16 protein-coding genes are annotated in these 18,910 nt (G+C 71.2%); 15 read left to right on the top strand and 1 reads right to left on the bottom strand.

The window, feature by feature from the left end; all coding sequences use genetic code 11:
• The first annotated feature begins 235 nt into the window (after window positions 1-235).
• Genes ACWD4J_RS22710 through ACWD4J_RS22680 form a run of 7 tightly spaced genes read left to right on the top strand, consistent with a single transcriptional unit; the run spans window position 236 to window position 9,245 of the window.
• Window positions 236-1,822, top strand: a complete 1,587-nt coding sequence (locus tag ACWD4J_RS22710) for a thiamine pyrophosphate-binding protein (protein ID WP_451397228.1) — start codon at window positions 236-238, stop codon at window positions 1,820-1,822.
• 40 nt (window positions 1,823-1,862) lie between these two features.
• A complete protein-coding gene (locus ACWD4J_RS22705; protein ID WP_451397227.1) occupies window positions 1,863-3,047 on the top strand; it encodes an acyl-CoA dehydrogenase family protein in 1,185 nt (394 codons plus the stop codon).
• Between the two features lie 12 nt (window positions 3,048-3,059).
• Complete coding sequence (locus ACWD4J_RS22700) at window positions 3,060-4,514, top strand: MmgE/PrpD family protein (RefSeq protein ID WP_451397226.1); 1,455 nt, start codon at window positions 3,060-3,062, stop codon at window positions 4,512-4,514.
• On the top strand, window positions 4,511-5,653 hold the full coding sequence (locus ACWD4J_RS22695; protein WP_451397225.1) for a hypothetical protein: 1,143 nt from the start codon (window positions 4,511-4,513) through the stop codon (window positions 5,651-5,653). The genes ACWD4J_RS22700 and ACWD4J_RS22695 overlap by 4 nt, the downstream gene beginning before the upstream one ends.
• A gap of 44 nt (window positions 5,654-5,697) precedes the next feature.
• Window positions 5,698-6,960 (top strand): CaiB/BaiF CoA transferase family protein, encoded by a 1,263-nt coding sequence (locus ACWD4J_RS22690; RefSeq protein ID WP_451397224.1) that lies wholly within the window; start codon window positions 5,698-5,700, stop codon window positions 6,958-6,960.
• A 13-nt stretch (window positions 6,961-6,973) separates the two neighbouring features.
• A complete protein-coding gene (locus ACWD4J_RS22685) occupies window positions 6,974-8,431 on the top strand; it encodes an aldehyde dehydrogenase family protein (protein WP_451397223.1) in 1,458 nt (485 codons plus the stop codon).
• 34 nt (window positions 8,432-8,465) lie between these two features.
• Complete coding sequence (locus tag ACWD4J_RS22680) at window positions 8,466-9,245, top strand: enoyl-CoA hydratase/isomerase family protein (RefSeq protein ID WP_451397222.1); 780 nt, start codon at window positions 8,466-8,468, stop codon at window positions 9,243-9,245.
• 134 nt (window positions 9,246-9,379) lie between these two features.
• Here the strand turns inward: ACWD4J_RS22680 and ACWD4J_RS22675 are convergent, their stop codons facing one another.
• Window positions 9,380-10,717, bottom strand: a complete 1,338-nt coding sequence (locus ACWD4J_RS22675; RefSeq protein WP_451397221.1) for a TetR/AcrR family transcriptional regulator — start codon at window positions 10,715-10,717, stop codon at window positions 9,380-9,382.
• Between the two features lie 220 nt (window positions 10,718-10,937).
• Between ACWD4J_RS22675 and ACWD4J_RS22670 the strand changes: the two genes are divergently transcribed.
• The 8 genes from ACWD4J_RS22670 to ACWD4J_RS22635 all read left to right on the top strand — a co-directional run bounded on the left by ACWD4J_RS22670 (window position 10,938) and on the right by ACWD4J_RS22635 (window position 18,901).
• Window positions 10,938-12,110 (top strand): hypothetical protein, encoded by a 1,173-nt coding sequence (locus tag ACWD4J_RS22670; protein WP_451397220.1) that lies wholly within the window; start codon window positions 10,938-10,940, stop codon window positions 12,108-12,110.
• Window positions 12,107-13,072 carry a VOC family protein gene (locus tag ACWD4J_RS22665; protein WP_451397219.1) on the top strand — a complete coding sequence of 322 codons (966 nt, stop codon included), beginning with the start codon at window positions 12,107-12,109 and terminating at the stop codon, window positions 13,070-13,072. Before ACWD4J_RS22670 ends, ACWD4J_RS22665 begins: the two co-directional genes overlap by 4 nt.
• A complete protein-coding gene (locus ACWD4J_RS22660; protein WP_451397218.1) occupies window positions 13,069-13,920 on the top strand; it encodes an alpha/beta fold hydrolase in 852 nt (283 codons plus the stop codon). The genes ACWD4J_RS22665 and ACWD4J_RS22660 overlap by 4 nt, the downstream gene beginning before the upstream one ends.
• A 62-nt stretch (window positions 13,921-13,982) precedes the next feature.
• Window positions 13,983-14,531 (top strand): flavin reductase family protein, encoded by a 549-nt coding sequence (locus ACWD4J_RS22655; protein ID WP_451397217.1) that lies wholly within the window; start codon window positions 13,983-13,985, stop codon window positions 14,529-14,531.
• Between the two features lie 162 nt (window positions 14,532-14,693).
• Window positions 14,694-15,875: an acyl-CoA dehydrogenase family protein gene (locus ACWD4J_RS22650; RefSeq protein ID WP_451397216.1), complete on the top strand. Its 1,182-nt coding sequence runs from the start codon at window positions 14,694-14,696 to the stop codon at window positions 15,873-15,875.
• Window positions 15,872-16,777, top strand: a complete 906-nt coding sequence (locus tag ACWD4J_RS22645; RefSeq protein ID WP_451397215.1) for an isocitrate lyase/PEP mutase family protein — start codon at window positions 15,872-15,874, stop codon at window positions 16,775-16,777. Before ACWD4J_RS22650 ends, ACWD4J_RS22645 begins: the two co-directional genes overlap by 4 nt.
• On the top strand, window positions 16,770-18,122 hold the full coding sequence (locus ACWD4J_RS22640) for an FAD-dependent oxidoreductase (protein WP_451397214.1): 1,353 nt from the start codon (window positions 16,770-16,772) through the stop codon (window positions 18,120-18,122). The genes ACWD4J_RS22645 and ACWD4J_RS22640 overlap by 8 nt, the downstream gene beginning before the upstream one ends.
• On the top strand, window positions 18,119-18,901 hold the full coding sequence (locus tag ACWD4J_RS22635) for an SDR family NAD(P)-dependent oxidoreductase (RefSeq protein ID WP_451397213.1): 783 nt from the start codon (window positions 18,119-18,121) through the stop codon (window positions 18,899-18,901). Before ACWD4J_RS22640 ends, ACWD4J_RS22635 begins: the two co-directional genes overlap by 4 nt.
• Window positions 18,902-18,910 lie beyond the last annotated feature (9 nt).

The following is an 18,910-nucleotide window of genomic DNA, read 5'->3' as shown; positions in this document are numbered from 1 at the left end:
CCAGCGGCGGCAGCCCCCGTCGCCGCCGGACCGCGAAGGCCCGCACGGCATGGGCGCGGGTGCGTTGGCCGTGCCGTATGGGGCTCAAGACGTCTTCCGCTGAGTGCGAGGACGTCCCTGGGGGACAGCCGTGATCCAGAAGATGGTCACTGCCGAGGCGGATTGCCTCCAACCGGTTTCGAGATCCGGTCATTTGGAATCGGGTCGGCTTCCGGTCACCTGAGAGGAGTGGTCAATGCGCACTGTCCGTGACGCGGTCTTCGACGTCCTGCGCGACCTGGGCATGGTCCGCGTCTTCTCCAACCCCGGGTCCACGGAGGTCGCCTTCCTCACGGACCTGCCGGACGACCTCGACTTCGTTCTCGCGCTGCACGAGGGGTCGGTCATCGGGATGGCGTCCGGCTACGCGCTGGGCACCGGCAAGCCGGCGCTCGTCCTGCTGCACACGACCGCGGGCTTCGGCAACGCGGTCGGCGCCATCGCGACCGCGCGGACGAACCGGGCACCCCTGGTGATCCTCATCGGTCAGCAGGACCGCCGCCATGTCGCGTCCGAGCCGTTCCTCGCCGGCCACCTCGAGGGTCTTGCCGGCACCTACCCGGTCTCGATCCGCCAGCCGGTGCGCGCCGCGGACGTTCCCGGGGCCATCGCGCGTGCCTGGCACGAGGCGGTCCTTGAGCGCGGCCCCGCCGTGGTGATCGTCCCCATGAACGACTGGGCGGAGCCCGCGGACGAGACGGTCGCCGTGGCCGCCCCCAAGGCCCTGCGTGTCAGCCGCGCCGCTGATCCCCTGGTGGGCGAGGAACTCGCCGCACTGCTGGGACAGGCCCAGTCCCCGGCCATCGTCACCGGGCCCGGGGCGGACGACTCTCAGTCCTGGTCCGCACTCACCGCCCTCGCCGAGCGTCTGAACTGCCCCGTGTGGCAGGAGGCCCACGGCGCGCAGGCAGGGTTTCCCCAGGACTCCGCACACTTCCAGGGCCATCTGCCTCCCGGGCGCTCGGCCCTCCGCGAGACCCTCAGCCCCCATGACCTCGTCCTGGTCGTCGGCGGCCCGGCCTTCCGCCAGGGCACCTGGGAACCGGGACGCTTCGTCAACCCCGGTACGAAGGTCGCCGTCGTCACGGCCGACCCGGAGGAAGCCGCCTACAGCGCCGTCGACCTGGCGGTCGTGGGCTCGGTGGGCGACATCGTCGAGGACCTGGTGGACCGGGTCCCGAGGCGCCGGGGCTCACTTCCCGCTCGCCGGCTCACCACCGTGGTCCCCGAGGACACCGGCGTGCTGCGCGCCGAGCACGTGTACGCCGAGATCGCGAAGAGACTGCCGGCCGAGGCGACGGTCTTCGAGGAGAGCCCCTCGACCCGCCGGCTCCTCCTCGATCTCATGCCCGCACGCAAGCCCTTCGGCTTCGTCACCGTGGCCCAGGGCGGACTGGGCTTCGCCCTTCCCGCCTCCATCGGTGTCCGCATGGCCCGCCCGGACCGACCGGTGGTCGCCCTCATCGGCGACGGCGCCTCCCTCTACAACATCCAGGGGCTGTGGAGCGCTCAGCACTACGGGGTCGGCACGCTGTTCGTCATCCTCTCCAACGGCGGGTACGCCGTGATGAACCGGCTGGCAGCGGGCCACGGAGGCAAGCCGCCGTGGCCGGACTTCGGCGAGATCAGCGTCTCCACGCTCGCCCAGGGCCTCGGCTGCCCCGCGATCCGCGTGGAGGGGCACAGCCGGCTGGTCGAGGAGCTCGACCGCATCATCCCGACGCTCGGCAGTCGCACCACACCCCTGCTCCTCGACGTCGCGGTGCAGGCCGCGACCCCCTGACCCGACCCACGCACAAACCATTCAACGAGGAGGTCACGACATGGCTCATGACTGGCTGGCCGAGGACATTCTGACCGAGGAGCAGGAAGCTCTCCGGGACGCGGTGTCGGACGTGGCCAAGAAGTTCGACATGCAGTACTGGCAGGAGGTCGACGCCGAGGGCCGCCACCCGGACGAGTACGTCAAGGAGCTCACCGACGGCGGCTGGCTCTCGATGCTCATCCCCGAGGAGTACGGCGGTGGCGGCGGCACCGTCCCCGACGCCGCGCTCTTCCTCGAGACGCTCAACCGCTGGGGCGGCAGCGCGGGTTCGATCCACGCGCAGATGTACCAGATGGGCGCCGTGCTCCGGCACGGCACCGACGAGCAGAAGCAGAAGTGGCTTCCGCAGATCGCCAAGGACGGACTGCGGCTGCAGTCCTTCGGCATCACCGAGCCGGACGCGGGCTCAGACACCACCCGCATCCGCACCTTCGCCCGGCGCGAGGGCGACCACTACATCGTCAACGGCGGGAAGATGTTCACTTCCCGCTTCCACCAGACCGACCTCATGCTGCTCCTCGTCCGCACGAAGCGGTACGAGGAGGTCGAGAAGAAGACCGACGGCATCACGGTGCTCCTCGTGGACGTCCGCGAGGCCAAGGAGAACGGCCAGATCGAGTACCGGCCGATCAAGGTGATGAGCGGACACTCGACCAACCAGCTCACCATCACCGACCTCAAGGTCCCGGTGGAGAACCGGATCGGCGAGGAGGGCAAGGGCTTCAAGGTCATCCTCAGCGGTATGAACTCCGAGCGGATCCTGGTCTCCTCCGAGTACATCGGCGCAGGTCTGTACTTCATCGACCGCGCGGTGCAGTACGCCAAGGAGCGCGAGGTCTTCGGCCGCCCGATCGGCATGAACCAGGGCATCCAGTTCCCGCTGGCCTCCGCCTTCACGGAGCTGCGCGCCGCCAGCATGATGCGGTGGCAGGCAGCCAAGATCTTCGCCGAGGGCAGCCGGGACGGCTTCTACGCCAACACGGCCAAGCTGCTGTCCTCCAAGGCCCAGTGGAACGCGGCGAACGCCGCCATGGACACCTTCGGCGGTGCCGGTCTGGCATCGGAGTACGGCATCGAGCAGAAGTTCCGTGCCGCGCGGGGCCCGCTGATCGCCCCCATCTCGACCAACCTCGTCCTCGCCGGCATCGCGCACCGCGACCTCGGTATGCCGAAGTCGTACTGACCCATGGCGGCCTTGACCACACCTCGCCGCGAGGCGGTCCCCGACGCGCAGTCGGGGGCCACCGCCGCCCTGGCACGGTTCGCGGTGCGGCCACGCGACCGCTCCACCGGTGTGCCCAACACCGACGCCGTCGTCTCCGCGCTGATCGACACCGCCGCGGTGTCGATCGCCGCGGTGGACACCGACGCGGTGCGCACGCTCCTGGCCTGGCTCGGGGACGAGGCCGCTCCCGGGCCGGCCGTGGTCTGGGGTACCGGGCAGCGCCTGGCGCCCGCCGCGGCCGCGCTCGCCAACGGCACCGCCGCCCATGCCCTGGACTGGGACGACGCTTCGCCGTCCATGCCCATCCACCCGGCAGCGGTACTGTTCCCGGCGCTGGTCGCGCGTGCGTGTGTCGCGCCCGTCGACACGGCCACGTTCGTCGAGGCCTACAACGTCGGGTCGGCTGTCTTCCGTGCGGTGTCCGAGGCACTGCCCCTCTCGGTGCACTACGGCAGGGGCTGGCACAACACCGCCACGACCGGACGGCTCGCCGCGACTGCGGCGGTCGCCCGGGTCGCCGGGCTGGACGCCGGCCGGACCCAGCGGGCGCTGGGCATCGCCGCGTCGACGGCCGGCGGCGCCCTCGCCAACTTCGGAACGATGACCAAGCCGCTGCACGCCGGTCTGGCCGCGCGGGACGCTGTGATGGCGGTGGGGCTCGCCGAACGCGGGTTCACCGCCAATGCCGCCCAACTCGAGTCGCGCGGCGGCTTCTTCGCGCTGTTCGGCGAGGCCGAGTCCGGCCTGCAGGCCGCCCTACCGGAACGCCTCGAACACTGGGAGCGCGCATGGGTCACGGACTGGGTGATCAAGCGGTATCCGTCCTGCTACGGCACCCACCGGGCCATCGACGCGGCCATCGGCCTCCGGGCCGAACTGGGCGGTGACCCGCGGATCGCGGAAGTCGAGGTCCTGGTGCACCCCACCGGTCTCCGCCCGCTCCTCGACCACCGGCCCACGACCGGCCTCGAAGGCAAGTTCAGCATGGAGTACACGGTCGCCCGCGCACTCCTCCACGGCCAGGTGACCCTCGCGGACTTCACGGACCGCCGGCTGGCCGACCCGGCCGTGCAAGCAGTCATGGACAAGGTCCGGGTCGCGGAGGCGGCGGCCCCGGACGCCCCTGCGGGCTCCGTGACGCGCTACGCCGTCGTCAGCGTCCGCCGTACCGACGGCTCCGTCCTCACCCGGCGGGTGGACGTCAGCCGGGGCGACGCCCGCAATCCCCTGTCCGACGACGACCTCACGGGCAAGGCCCTCGAGGCCTGCCGCGCCGCCGGATGGAGTACCGCAGAGGGAGCGGACCTCGCCGCCGGGCTGCGCGCCGTCCTGCGGGACGGCGACCTGACGCAGCTTCAAGAACCCCTCACCCGCCCGTCGCACCCCTCGTCCCGAATCCCCCTGTACGGAGGTGACCGACCGTGAATCCCGACCTGCCGAAGGTGGAGATCATCGAGGAAGGCATGCGGGAGGGCATGCAGATCGAGAGCGCGGCCATCCCGGTCGAAGCCAAGGTGCGCCTGCTCGACGCGCTGTCCGCCACCGGACTCAGGACCATCCAGGTGGGCTCCTTCGTCAGCCCCAAGTGGGTGCCGCAGATGGAGCACATCGAGGAAATCATCCAGCGCCTCACCCCCGCTCCGGGCGTGAAGTACACCGCACTCGCGCTGAACGCGCGCGGGGTCGAGCGCCGCGCGGCATACGTACCGCCCCTCGCTCCACAGGATCGCATCGTCCGCACGACCATCCACCTGTGCGACGTCTTCGTACGGCGCAACACCAACAGGTCCCAGGCGGACGAGATTGCCGCACTGCCGCGCGCCATCGAGGCGGCGGTCGCCAGAGGCGTCACCGAGGCGATGGTCGGCATCAACGCGGCCTGGGGTTCCAACTGGCTCGGGCCGTTCGACCTGGAGCGGCGCATGGAGCTCCTGCGGCTCCAGACGGACGCCTGGACCGCCGCCGGCATCACGCCCACCCGGGTGTGGATCGGCGACCCGATGAGCTGGAACACCCCCCGGGCGGTCGAGCAGCAGATCCTCGCCATCCGCGAGGCATGGCCGCAGGTCACCACCTTCCACCTGCATCTCCACGACGCCCGCGGCACCGCGCTGACCTCGGCGTACATGGCGCTGCGGTCGCTCACCGGCGACCACACGCTCGTCCTCGACAGCTCGGTGGGCGGCATGGGCGGCTGCCCGTACTGCGGCAACGGCCGGGCCACGAAGATGATCCCCACCGAGGATCTCGTCGACCTCCTGGAGGAGGAGGGCATCGACACCGGTATCGACCTCGCCCGCCTCATCGAGGCCGCGCACCTCGCGGAGGAGGTCGTCGGGCACGAGCTGTACGGCAAGGTCAGCAAGGCGGGCCCGCGCCCGAGGGGCAGCGCGCTGTACGCCATGGACATGCCTCTGGTGGAGACGCAGGAGGAGGCGCAGCACTTCCGGCTCGGCCCCGAGGTCTACCGGCACTGCCCGAGCCCCTGGAAGGCGCCCATCACCTCCGCCGCACGCGATGCCGTCGAGGCGCGGATCTCGCACGACGCGGCCACGGAACTCTGAGAACTCGCCCTCTGACTCGCCCTCTGAAAGAAGTGGAACGCACGATGACCCCCCAGACTCCCGTGGGCCAGATTCCCGTGGGCACCGAGCCCGGATCCCTCGACGGGATCCGGGTGGTCGAGATCGGTACGAGCGTCGCCGGCCCCACGACCGGGCAGATCCTCGGCGACCTCGGCGCCGAGGTGATCAAGGTCGAGCGCATCGGCAGCGGTGACGACACCCGCGGCTGGGCACCGCCGTACTGGGACAGCGAACCCCTGGCCTTCCTGGGCCTGAACCGGAACAAGAAAAGCCTTGAGCTGGACTTCAAGGACTCGCGCGGCCACGAGGTGCTCGAGCGGCTGATCCAGAGCTCCGACGTCCTGGTGCAGAACCTGCGGCCGGGCACCCTGGCCAAGGCCGGCTTCACCCCCGAGCGGATCAGCGAACTCAACCCGCGGATCGTCTACTGCGAGATGAGCGGGTTCGGAGCGGCCGGTCCGCGCGCCATGGAACCCGCCTACGACCCCCTGCTGCAGGCGTACACCGGCATCGTGGACCTGCTCGGCACCGGCGACGGCCCGCCGCTTCGCGTCCCGCTGTCGATCCTGGACAAGGGCACCGGCATGTGGGCCGCCATCGGCATCCTCAACGCCCTGCTGGCCAGGGAGAAGACCGGCAAGGGAAGCCACGTCGAGGTCTCGCTCCTGCAGACCGCCCTGTCCTGGGTCGACCAGAAGGTCATGAGCTCCAGGGCCGGCAACCCGGCGCCGAAGAACCTGGGGTCGGGCCACCCCGGCGTCGTCCCCTACGGCGCGTTCCCCACCGGCGACGACCGCTATGTCTTCATCTCCGCGGGCAACCAGACCCTGTGGACCAGGCTCGTCACCGTCATGGACGCCACCGAACTGATGGAGCGGGAGGGATTCGGCTCCAACGCCGAGCGTGCCGCGCGCCGCGCGGAGGTCAACCAGGCTGTCTCCGAGGCCACCCAGCGGTTCACCGCCGAGGAACTGCTCGCGCTGCTGGCCCGGGCGGGCGTGCCGAGCGCACCGGTCCGGCCGGTGCACGAGGTCGCCGACGACCCGCAGGTCCAGGCGGTCGGGATGGTCACCCCGCTGCCGCACCCCAACGTGCCGGACCTGGAGGTGATCAGCCTGCCCCTCACGGTGGACGGCGCCTACCTGCCGAACCAGTCGGCGCCGCCGCTGCTGGGCGAGCACACCCTCGAGGTCCTCCAGTCGCTGGGCTACAGCACGCGCGAGGCACAGCAGCTCGTCGACGCCAAGGTGGCGGGTACGACGTCCGCGAACCCGAGCGACTCGTAGGGCCAGGGCCACCATGACACTGCTGCAGCCCTCCGTGTGGGAGGGCAAGGTCTTCTCCGACGGCTGGTCGAGCACCCCGGACACCTTCCCGGTCACCGAGCCCGCGACGGGATCGGAGCTGGCCCGGATGGGCAGGGCCGACGCCGACGCTGTCGACGCCGCCGTCCGCCGTGCCCGCCGCGCCCAGACCGGCTGGGCCGCGCTGCCCTACGACGCCCGCGCCGCCGTACTGCGGCGGGCCGGGCTGCTCTTCGAGCAGCATGCCGCGGAGATCGCGGAGTGGACGGCCCGGGAGTCGGGCGCCGCGCTCGCCATGGCCCTCGGCGCTCAGGGCGTGGCCGCCCAGGAGTGCTACGAGGCCTCCGCGTTGGCCGGTGTGCCGTACGGCGAACTGCTGCGTTCCGGAAAGCCCCGCCTGTCCCTGGCCCGGCGCAGGCCGGTGGGTGTGGTCGGGGTGATCGCACCCTTCAACGCGCCGCTGCTGCTGGCCCTCCGGTCGGTCGCTCCGGCGCTCGCTCTGGGCAATGCCGTCGTCCTCAAACCGGATCCGCGTACCGCGGTGAGCGGCGGCGTCGTGATCGCCCGGATCTTCGAGGAAGCGGGCCTGCCCGAGGGCGTGCTCCACATGCTGCCCGGCGGTGCCGACGCCGGTGAGGCGCTGGTGCGTCACCCCCAGGTGCCGGTCATCGCCTTCACCGGCTCGACCCGGGGCGGGAAGGCGATCGCCAGGACCGCCGCCGAGATGCTCAAGCGCGTCCACCTGGAGCTCGGGGGCAACTCCGCCCTGATCGTCATGGACGACACGGACGTCAAGCGGGCGGCGGCAGCCGGCGCGTTCGGCTCGTTCCGGCATGCCGGCCAGATCTGCATGGCCACGGGACGCCACTTGGTCCACGAGGATGTCGCGGACGCGTACGCCGAGGAGCTGGCACGTATCGCGGACGGCATCGTCGTCGGTGACCCCACGCGAGCGGACGTGGGCTACGGGCCGATCATCGACGAAGGCCAGCGGGACAAGGTCCACGGCCTTGTCACGGCCAGCGTCGCCGCCGGCGCGACCCTCTGTGCCGGCGGTTCCTACGACGGTCTCTTCTACCGGCCGACGGTGCTCGGCAGGGTGCCGGTGAACGCCCCGGCATACGCGCAGGAGACATTCGGCCCGGTGGCGCCGATCGTCACCTTCGCCGATCCGGACGAGGCGGCCGCGCTCGCCGCCGACTCCCCTTACGGACTGTCGCTGGGCATTCTCACGCGGGACGTGACGAAGGCTCTGGACCTGGCCGAACGCATCCCCACCGGGCTGGTGCACATCAACGACCAGACGATCAACGACGAGCCGACCGCGCCGTTCGGCGGCCTCGGCGCGTCCGGCACCGCGGCGCGGCACGGCGGTCACACCGCCAACCTCGACGCCTTCACGGACGTGCAGTGGGTGACCGTTCGCGGTGAGCCCCCGTCCTACCAGCTCTGAGTCTCTTCTCCTGACGCACACGAAAGGACGTGCCATGACCGACGCCATCCTCAAGGTCGAGACAGTGGGCCGGGTCAGACTGCTCACGCTCAACCGGCCCGAGGTGCGCAACGCCCTCAACTCCGAGCTGAACGACCTGCTCGTCGACGCCATCGTGGAGGCGGACCACGACCCCGAGGTCTACGCGATCGCCTTCACCGGCTCCGGCACGGCCTTCTGCTCCGGAGCGGACCTGAAGGGAGCCCGCGATCTGGCAGACGCCGGGAAGCCGTTCTACGGGCCGCTGCACAACAACCGCCGTAGCCTCTTCGAAGTCATGATCGACAGCCGCAAGCCCACCCTCGCCATCATCAACGGGCCCGCCATGGCGGGAGGCTTCGAATTCGTTCTGGCCTGTGACATGAGGATCGCGGCGGACACCGCGTTCTTCGCCGTCCCGGAGGCGAAGAGAGGGCGCGGTGCACACTTCGCCTCCGTGATGCTTCCCGTGACGGTACCGCCCGGCATCGCGATGGAGTGGCTGTACACCGGCCGCCGGATCGGCGTGGACGAGATGGAGCGGTGGGGCCTGCTGAACCGGGTGGTCCCCGCCGACGAACTCATGGACCGCGCAATGGACTTCCTCGGAGACGTGGTCTCCTCCGCACCGCTCTCGCTCCAGCGCCTGAAGCTCACCTACCGCAAGACCGCGGGCATGTCGCCCCACACCGCGATCCGGCTGGACCCGGGCCCGGACGTCTACCTCTCCGAGGACCAGAAGGAGGGCGCCCGCGCCTTTCTGGAGAAGCGCGAGCCGCGCTGGCAGGGGCGGTGAGCGCGGCCGGCGACCCGTCAGCGTGAGGGGCCGCTGCCCGTTCTCCAGCCCGACTCGTGGTGCCGACGCTCATGTGTCGGGCGTGCGGCGCTGCGGACCGCGCTGAATGCCGCGGTGCGCGCCGGAGTGCTCACTCAGCCCGCCGCAGGCGGCGCCGCGGCATCGGCGATGATCGCCTCGATCATGTCGACGATGACGTGGACGAAGGTCTCGAGGTCCCAGAAGTCCCCGACCTGCTCCGCGATGAACAGGCCGTCCGAGATGGCCATCAGCAACATGGCCAGCCGCGAAGGCAGTTCGGGGTCGCGGGCCGATGTCTCCTCACCGAGGTTCGCAGCGAACCATTCGGTCATCGAGTCCAGGACGCGGCGCCGGATGTCGAGGAACAACACGCGGGCGGTCGGTTCGGTCTCGCGCTGCTCCAGCGTCAGCATGTGGCCGATCCGCATGAAGTCCGGCGCCGCGGCGAGGCTGCTCAGGGACCGGCTGAGGGTGGCACGCAGACCCGCCGCCCGCCCCGCAGGTTCGGCGACCGGCCCCCAGGTGGCCTGCCCTTTCGACCACTGCTCGAAGCTGTGCTCCAGGACCGAGGCGAACAGCTCGTCTTTGTCCTTGAAGTACCAGTACAGGGACGCCACCGTCAGTCCCGAACGTGTGCAGACGCGCGCGATACTCGTCCCCTCGTAGCCCCGCTCGGCGGCGATCTCGGCGGCTGCGGACAGGATGCGCAGCCGGGAGTCGTCCCCCTCCGGCGCGGACGAGGTCGTAGCCGCAGGCGAGGCGGCAGCAGCCCGGCCCGGGTTCTCAGCGGCCCCGGGCGGGGGCGCGGCGCCCGCCCGCACACGCTGCACGAGCAGGTCGGCCGCGGCGTCCAACCCCACCGCGAGCATGTTGAGCAGTCGGGTGAAGTCCCAGTCGCCGTCGGCCCGGGCCGCAAGGAAGAAGCCGTCGGTGGTCGCGACGTTGAGCTGTGCGAGGACGCGTGGAATCTCCGGGGCGTCCTGGAGCACCTCCGCGGGCAGCACCCTGGACCACCAGCCGGCCACCCGCTCCAGGCTCTCGCCGCGGACCTGAAGGAACCGAGCCCTGGCGGCGGGCTCCTTGGCGTACTTGCCGAGAGCCAGCATCAGCCCCAGCCGCCAGAACTCCGGCTTGTCGACGAACGCCCGGTCGACCTGGCGCAGCACGGCCTGCAGGGTCTCGCCGCGGCGCTCCGGCGGCGCGGCGGAGTCCCAGTCCGGCGCATGCTCGCGCCACGCGCGGTAGCTGTGCTCGAGGACCGCCGCGACCAGCCCGTCCTTGTTGCCGAAGTGCCAGTAGATCGAGCTCGCGGGCAGGCCGGTCCGCTCGGTGACGAGTGCGACGGACGTGCCGTCGTAGCCGCGCTCGGCGGCGATCTCCAGGGTCGCCTCGAGTATCCGCTTGCGTGACTCGTCGCCCTGCCTGCTGGTGCGCTCCGTCTTCCTGGCCACGAGTTTCTTCTATCACGTGGCCTTGGTCGAGCGGACCTCAAGTGCTCTGCCGTGGTCTCGGGCGGAGCGGTCTTCGACGCGTCTTTGTGCGGGTTCTGCTGTCGGACCTCTTGCCAAGCCCTCCGAGCCGGTCTACGTTTCCGGCTCATGAACTCCCTAAAGCGATCGCTACAGGGAAGCATCTCTCACTACATCGGTGTGGTGAAAGGGGTCGTCTGTGATGATCACTGAGAAGGTCCGGCAGCTCTCCGCGGAGTTGGCTGCCGAAGAGGCGCTGGGCTCGGAAGAGCGGCGCCTTACCGATACGACGTGGAAGTACCTGCAGGAGACCGGCGTGCTGCGCGCCCTCCAGCCCGCCCGCTGGGGCGGTGGAGAGCTGCCCTTGGCCGAGTTCCTCGACGCGGTCTTCGAGATCGCCCGGGTCGCGCCCGCGGCCGGCTGGGTCTCCGGGGTCGTCGGGTCGCATCCCTGGCAGAGCGCCCTGTTCCCGGAGGAGACCCAGCAGGAGCTGTGGGGCGAGGACCCCTCCCGCATGCTGTCCTCGTCGTACGCGCCGACCGGGCAGGTCGTCCCGGCCGACGGCGGATACCGGGTGAGCGGCCGGTGGTCGTTCTCGTCGGGCTGCGACCACGGGCACGGTGTGATCCTCGGCGGCGTGGCCGGTGAGGCCGAGGTCGCGGACGGCGTCCGGGTCCCGGACTACGGCTCGATCATCCTGCTGCGGGACCAGTACCGCATCGACGACAACTGGCACACCGCGGGCCTCAAGGCCACCGGCAGCAAGGACATCGTGGTCGAGGACGCCTTCGTCCCCGCCCGCCGGTTCCTCTCGCACATCCGCTACGAGTACGTGCCCGGCGTCCGTGCGCCGGGCCAGGAGACCAACCCCGGCCCGCGGTACGCCCTTCCGTGGGCGACCATGTTCAACCTCGTGCTGGTGGCCCCGGCGCTGGGCATGGCCCAGGGCTTCCTGGACGAGTGGACGGAGATCAACAGGACCCGGCGGGGCAACTGGGGCGGCCTCTACCGCGACGACCCGCTGACGCAACGTCATCTCGCCCAGGCCTACTGGACGCTGGACGCCGCGATCACGAAGATGCGCCGTGCCGCCACCGAGATCACCGAGGCCGCCGAGGCGGGCGTCCACATCACCAAGGACGTACGGGCCCGCTACCGCTGGGACATCAACCGCGGCTGCGAACTGGTGGGTGACGCGATCGCCGACCTGTACCGCAACTCCAGCGGCCGGGTCGCCTACCTCGACCACCCGCTCCACCGCCGCTACCAGGACATCGTCACCGCCCTCGGCCACGCGTTCCTCGTCCCGGACGCGGTCGGCCTCGCCTACGCCGCCCGCGCGCTGGGCGCCACTCCTCCGGAGGTGCAACTGTGATCCACTCGCTCAGCTACATCGGCTTCTCCTCTCCCGGTCACGAGGAGTGGCTGACGTTCGGCCCCGAGGTGCTCGGCATGCAGGTCGCCGGGCGTGGCCCCGACGGTGCGGTGCGCCTGAAGGTCGACGACGCCGACTACCGGCTCGCCGTCCACCCCGGCGAGGAGCACGCCAACGAATACCTCGGCTGGAACGTCCGCACGCCGGCCAACCTCCGGGCGCTGGCGCACCGCCTGACCGAGCACGGCATCGAGGTGCACGAGGGCAAGCCGGACCTGTTGGAGGAGCGGGCCGTCGCGGGTCTGTCCTGGTTCATCGATCCGTTCGGCAACCGCCACGAGCTGACCTGGGGCCAGTCCCGCCATCCGGCGAGCTTCCGCCCCGGCCGGGCGATCTCGGGCTTCGTCACCGGCGAGCAGGGCCTCGGCCACGCGGTGCTGGTCGTTCCCGACATGCGGCAGGCCAACGACTTCTTCACCGAGGTGCTCGGCTTCAAGCTGTCCGACCGGATCATCGACCCGCCGCTGAACGCGCAGTTCTACCACGTCAACGGCCGTCACCACTCGCTGGCCATCGCCGAGGTGCCGGGCGCGAGCGGCTTCCAGCACCTGATGGTCGAGGTCGCCTCGCTCGACGACGTCGGCACCGCGTACGACCTGTGCGAGGAGCGCGACGTGCCGATCGTGCTGACGCTCGGCCGGCACACCAACGACCTGATGACGTCCTTCTACCTCTACACGCCGGCGGGCTTCCACCTGGAGTACGGCCACGGCGGCCTGCAGGTGGACGACAGCCTCTGGGAGCCGGCCACCTACACCCGCACCAAGATCTGGGGCCACCAGGGCACCAGGCACCGCGACGAGCTGCCCTTCGCGCTGTTCAACAAGCCGAACTCCCCTGAGCCGAAGTCCCCCGAGTCGAACTCCCCCGAGCTCAACTCCCTTGAGAGGAATGCGGAATGACCGCCCCCATCACCGCCACCGACATCCCGGTCGGCGACCACACCCTCCACGTCAGCACCGCCGGTGACCCCTCGGCCCAGGCGCTGCTCTTCCTGCACGGCTCAGGCCCCGGCGTCACCGGCCTGTCCAACTGGGAGCGGCTGATCGGAGACCTGGGGGACCGCTACTACTGCATCGCCCCTGACACGCTGGGCTTCGGTGACTCCGACCACCCCAACCCGCCGCCGCGCGGCATGGCCGCCTTCACCGAGCTCCGGCTCGCGGCCACCTGGCAGCTGCTGGACAAGCTGGGCGTCGACAAGGTCACCCTCGTCGGGAACTCCTACGGCGGTCAGATGTCGCTGGCGATGGTGCTGGAGCGCCCGGAGCGGGTCGACAAGGTGATCCTCATGGGCAGTGGCGGCATGCCCGGCCTCAAGCCGCTGCCCGGCCTCGCCAAGCTGATCAACTTCTACGACGACCCGACCGAGGAGGCGATGGCCGAGCTGCTGTCCCTCTTCGTGTACGACCCGGCCTCGTTCGGCGACCGGCTGAACGAGATCGCCGCGATCCGGGTCCCCCGCGCGACCCGGGAGGAGGTCAAGCGCTCGCACCTGGCCACCTTCGACTTCACGGCCGGCCCGAAGATCGGCTGGCAGCCGGAGGAGCTGGCGACGATCCAGCAGGACGTGCTCGTCATCGCGGCCCGCGAGGACAAGATCGTGCCGGTCGAGTGCAGCCACTACCTCGCCCAGCACATCCCGAACGCGCGGCTGCACATCGTGCCCAAGTGCGGGCACTGGAGCCAGATCGAGTACCCGGAGATGTTCGCCAACCTGGTCTCCGGCTTCGTCCAGGGCACCTTCTGACCGGCTCGGGCCGCACACCGCGGCCGCACACATCTCCCGGCACATCCCGAAGGGACACCTCGATGTCCGAAACCCTGCAGCCTCCGTCGCCGATCAGCCGGGACCGCGGCACGCGCCCGGCCGGCGAGATCGACCCCGCACACTTCCGGCGCGTACTCGGCGGCTACCCGACCGGTGTTGCCGTGGTCACCGCGATGCACGAAGGAGCGCCGGTCGGCATGGCCGTCGGCTCCTTCACCTCGGTGTCGCTGAGCCCCGCACTGGTCGGCTTCTTCCCCGACTCGTCCTCGACCACCTGGCCGCGCATCAGGGAGGCGGGCGCCTTCTGCGTCAACGTCCTGGGCGAGGACCACCAGGACGTCTGCCGGCTCTTCGCCACCCGCGGCGCCGACAAGTTCGGCTCCCTGGGCTGGCAGCCGGGCGCCTCCGGTGCCCCGGTGCTGGACGACGCCCTCTCCTGGATCGACTGCAGGCTGGAGCGCGTGCACGAGGCGGGCGACCACTTCCTCGCGCTCGGGCGCGTCGTCGACCTCGGCGCGCAGCAGGCGGGCGGCCCGCTCATCTTCTACCGCGGGAGCTACGGCGGTTACCGGGAGCAGCTCGCGTCCTGACCGGACGCGCCGTACGCGATCTGATCCCCCATGCCGTACGACCGAGGGGCCACTGCGCCCCATTCCCTGTAGCGAACGATCTATTCGTGGAGTGGTGCCCGATCATGTGCCGCTCCTTCGCTCCTTCGCTCCTTCGCTCCTTCGTTCTTGAGGCAGGAACACATGTCCATCGTTGAAGCGGTGCGCGCCGCCGCGCCCGCCCTGGCCGCCGAGGACGCGGCCGGGGCCGGGGCCGGGCAGCGGCGTCTCACCGACGTCGCCTGGAAACAGCTGAACGAAACCGGGGTCCTGCGCGCATTGCAGCCCGCCCGCTGGGGCGGCGGCGAAGTGCCCCTGGCCGAGTTCCTCGACGCCGTCGTCGAGGTCGGCCGCGCCAACCCGGCCGCCGGCTGGGTGACCGCCGTGGTCGGCGTGCACCCCTGGCAGATCGCGCTCTTCCCGGAGCAGACCCAGCAGGAGATCTGGGGCGAGAACCCCGACCGGGCGATCGCCTCCTCGTACACCCCCACCGGCCGGATCGAGCGGGTCGACGGCGGCTACCGGGTGTCCGGCCGCTGGTCGTTCTCCTCCGGCAGCCTGCACTGCGACGGGGTGATCCTCGGCGGTATAGCCGGTACCCGGGAGTGGAACGGCCACGACGTCGCCGACTTCACCTCGGTGATCCTGGACCGGGGCCAGTACCGGATCGAGGACACCTGGCGCACCGCCGGCCTGGCCGCCACCGGCAGCAACGACATCGTGGTGGACGAGCTGTTCGTGCCCGAGCACCGAGGCCAGTCGCACGTCGACTACACGTACTACCTGGGTACCCCGCTGCCCGGGAGGGAGCTCAACTCCGGCGCGTTGTACCGGCTGCCGTGGGCCGTCGTCTTCAACCTCATCATCGCCGCCGGTGCGCTGGGTGCGGCCCAGGGCTTCGTCGACGAGTGGGTGAAGGCCACCCGCAGCCGCCGCTCCAACTACGGCGGCATGCTCCGCGACGACGCGCTCATCCAGAGCCAGCTGGCCGAGAACCTCTACGCCGTCGACGCCGGGCGGCTCAAGCTGCGCCGCGCCGCCGTCGAACTCACCTCCATCGCCGAGGCCGGCGAGTGGCCGAGCCGCGAGGCGCGCGCCTTCTACCGGTACGACGTCGCCCGCGCCGCGCAGGAGGCGGGAGCCGCCGTCACCCGCCTGATGCGCGCCTCCAGCGGCCGGGTCGCGTATCTCGACCACCCGCTGCACCGCCGCTTCCAGGACGTCACCGCCGCCGTCGGACATGCCTTCCTGTTCGCGGACCCGCTCGGCACCGCCTTCAGCGCGCTGCACCTGGGGGCCGAGGACCGGCCGGGGGTCCACCTGTGAGCACCCCCGCGACCCTCCCCGGCCGCTCCGCCGAACAGCGTCGCCGCGAGCTGCGCCGGCTGCTGACCGCGGGCGAGACGCTGATCACCCCCGGGGTGACGGACGCGGCCGGGCTGCGGCTGGTCGAGGAGGCCGGTTTCGCCACGGCGTACGTGACCGGGGCGGGCCTCGCCAACGCCCAGTACGGGCTGCCCGACATCGGGCTGATCTCACAGCGGGAGGTCGTGGACCACGTCGCCCGACTGGCCGCCGCCACCGACCTGCCGCTGATCGTCGACGCCGACACCGGCTACGGCGGGGCGCTGTCGGTGATGCGCACGGTCCGTCTGCTGGAGGCCGCCGGTGCCGCCGCGGTGCAACTGGAGGACCAGGTGCTCGCCAAGCGCTGCGGCCACTTCGACGAGCATCAGCTGATCAGCGCCGACGAGATGCGGGCCAAGATCGAGGCCGCCGTCGCCGCGCGTGGCGACTCCGCGCTTGTCATCGTGGCCCGGACCGATGCCCGCGGGGTGCTCGGCCTGGACGAGGCGATCAAGCGCGCCCACCGCTATGTGGAGGCCGGCGCCGACATGATCTTCGTCGAGGCGCCGCGCAGCGTCGAGGAGATGCGCACCATCGGCACCGAACTCGCAGGCGTGCCGCTGGTGGCCAACATGGTCGAGGGCGGCAAGACTCCGGAGCTGAGCGCCGCCCAGCTGGCCGAACTCGGCTTCTCCGTCGCGCTGTTCGCCAACTACCTGATGCGCAGCATGCTGCAGGCCGGCCGCGAGGCGCTCGCCCACCTGCGCACCGCGGGGGAGACCAGCAGCCGTACGCCGCATCTGCTGCCGTGGGCCGACCGGCAGTCCCTCTTCGGACTCCCCGAATACACCGCGCTGGAAAGGCGGTACAGCCATGGCTGATGTGGTGGTGGCCGGCGCCGGACTGGCCGGTCTTGCCGCGGCCGTGGCCGCGGCGGAGGCCGGGGCCCGCGTCGTGATCTGCGAGAAGCAACCCGACATCGGCGGCAGCACGGTGCTCAGCGCGGGTCTGTCCGCCTTCGCCGGCACCGACGAGCAGGCCGCCGAGGGCATCGCCGACGATGCCGGGCTGCTCCGCCGCGACCTGCTGGAGACCGGACAGCACCGCAACGATCCGGCCCTGGTCGACACGTACTGCGCCGAGCAGCTGGCCACGTACCGGTGGCTGCGCGGCCTCGGCATCGCGTACGGGGAGGTGCACGCCGCGTCCGGGCAGAGCGTGCCGCGCTCCCACCCCACCGACACACGGGTGCTGGTCGCCACGCTGCTGGACCGGGCACGGGAGCTCGGCGCGGACTTCCTGCCCGGGACCCCGGTGCGGCGGCTGCTGGTCGAGGACGGCCGGGTCGTCGGCGTCACCACGGACGGCGGGACGCTGCGGGCCCGGGCGGTGGTTCTCGCCTCCGGAGGCTTCTCCCAGAACCCCGAACTGCTGGCCCGGTTCGCCCCACAGATGGAGCGGGCGCTGCGCGGCGGCGGCGCGGGCAGCACCGGCGACGGGCTGCTGATGGCCTGGAAGGCCGGCGCCGGGGTCATCGACACCCCGTACATCAAGGGCACGTTCGGTATCCACCCGGACCCCGGCGGCGCCGAGGGCGGCACCGGCATCCTCGCCGTCTACAAGGGCGCGATCGCGGTCAACGGCGGCGGACAGCGGTTCATCGACGAGTCGCTGCCGTACAAGGTGATCGGCGACGCCTGCCTGGCCCAGGACGGCGGCATCGCCCACCAGATCTTCGACGCCCGTGTGATGGCGCTGAGCGACGCGAGCGTGCCGATCTACGACTTCGCCGCCCGGCTGGCGGGCGGCCTGCTGAAGCGGGCCGACACCCTGGAGGAGCTGGCGAAGCAGCTGGACATCCCGGCGGACGCGCTCACAGCCACGGTCACGGAGTACAACACCGCGATCGAGCAGGGCATCGCCGACCCCCTCGGCAGGCGAACCCTGTCGGGCGGGGTCGGGCGTCCGACCCCCATGGCCACCGCGCCCTTCTACGCCCACCCGTCCACCACCGTCGTACTGGCCACGTACTGCGGCCTGACCATCGACCCCCGGGCCCGGGTCCTCGACGTGTACGGCGAGGTCATCCCCGGTCTGTACGCGGCCGGCGAGATCACCGGCGGTCTGCACGGCGCCGGATACGTCACGGGCACCTCCATCGGCAAGGCCGCCGTCTTCGGCCGGATCGCCGGGCTGTCGGCGAGGGAGGAGGCGAAGTCCGCATGAGCGGCGAACTGTTCGATCTGACCGGGCGGCGGGCGCTGGTCACCGGCGCGGCGAAGGGCGGTCTCGGCGCGCACGCGGCGCTGGCGCTGGCCCGGGAGGGCGCCGAGGTGGTGGTCGCCGACCTGCCGTCGCGCGGCGCCGACCTGGACGCCACCGTCGGGACTCTGCTCGCGGCCGGCGCGAAGGCCCGCGCACTGCGCGTGGACGTCACCCGCGAGGACCAGGTGGAGACCCTGGTCGCGCACGCCGCCGACCCCGACGGGCGCCTCGACATCCTGGTCAACGCCGCCGGGGTGATGCTCCGCAAGGAGGCCTTCGAGACCACGCTCGACGAGTGGCGGCGCGTCCTCGACGTCAACCTCACCGGCACCTGGCTGCTCAACCGGGCCGCAGGCAGGCTGATGGCCGGGCGGAAGCGCGGCTCGATCGTCAACTTCTCGACGGTGTACGCCGAGCGGGTCGGGCCCGTGCCCGAGTCCGCGTACTACGCGTCGAAGGCCGGCATCGGCAACCTCACCCGCTCCCTGGCTGCCGAGCTCGGCCGGCAGGGAGTACGGGTCAACTGCCTGGCCCCGGCCGTGTTCTACCCCACCGAGATGACCGCCGCCCTCGGCGACGACCCGGAACGGCTCGACTGGTTCTCGGAGCGCACCATGCTCGGCCGGCTCGGCGTGCCCGGCGAGGACCTCGACGGCCCGCTCCTGCTGCTCGCCTCCGACGCCGGCCGCTACATGACCGGCCAGATCGTCTACGTCGACGGCGGCTGGTCCGCGTGGTGACCGGAACCC

The sequence above is a fragment of the Streptomyces sp. NPDC002577 genome, from assembly GCF_053594815.1.
The sequence above is the reverse complement of the archived record's forward strand: the minus strand, read 5'-3'. Positions and strand labels throughout refer to the sequence as shown.

What these genes read in the sequence shown, in the direction of transcription:
- ACWD4J_RS22710 (WP_451397228.1), top strand. Translation starts at nt 236, where the DNA reads ATGCGCACTGTCCGTGACGCGGTCTTCGACGTCCTGCGCGACCTGGGC.
- ACWD4J_RS22705 (WP_451397227.1), top strand. Translation starts at nt 1,863, where the DNA reads ATGGCTCATGACTGGCTGGCCGAGGACATTCTGACCGAGGAGCAGGAA.
- ACWD4J_RS22690 (WP_451397224.1), top strand. Translation starts at nt 5,698, where the DNA reads ATGACCCCCCAGACTCCCGTGGGCCAGATTCCCGTGGGCACCGAGCCC.
- ACWD4J_RS22685 (WP_451397223.1), top strand. Translation starts at nt 6,974, where the DNA reads ATGACACTGCTGCAGCCCTCCGTGTGGGAGGGCAAGGTCTTCTCCGAC.
- ACWD4J_RS22680 (WP_451397222.1), top strand. Translation starts at nt 8,466, where the DNA reads ATGACCGACGCCATCCTCAAGGTCGAGACAGTGGGCCGGGTCAGACTG.
- ACWD4J_RS22670 (WP_451397220.1), top strand. Translation starts at nt 10,938, where the DNA reads ATGATCACTGAGAAGGTCCGGCAGCTCTCCGCGGAGTTGGCTGCCGAA.
- ACWD4J_RS22660 (WP_451397218.1), top strand. Translation starts at nt 13,069, where the DNA reads ATGACCGCCCCCATCACCGCCACCGACATCCCGGTCGGCGACCACACC.
- ACWD4J_RS22655 (WP_451397217.1), top strand. Translation starts at nt 13,983, where the DNA reads ATGTCCGAAACCCTGCAGCCTCCGTCGCCGATCAGCCGGGACCGCGGC.
- ACWD4J_RS22650 (WP_451397216.1), top strand. Translation starts at nt 14,694, where the DNA reads ATGTCCATCGTTGAAGCGGTGCGCGCCGCCGCGCCCGCCCTGGCCGCC.
- ACWD4J_RS22640 (WP_451397214.1), top strand. Translation starts at nt 16,770, where the DNA reads ATGGCTGATGTGGTGGTGGCCGGCGCCGGACTGGCCGGTCTTGCCGCG.
- ACWD4J_RS22635 (WP_451397213.1), top strand. Translation starts at nt 18,119, where the DNA reads ATGAGCGGCGAACTGTTCGATCTGACCGGGCGGCGGGCGCTGGTCACC.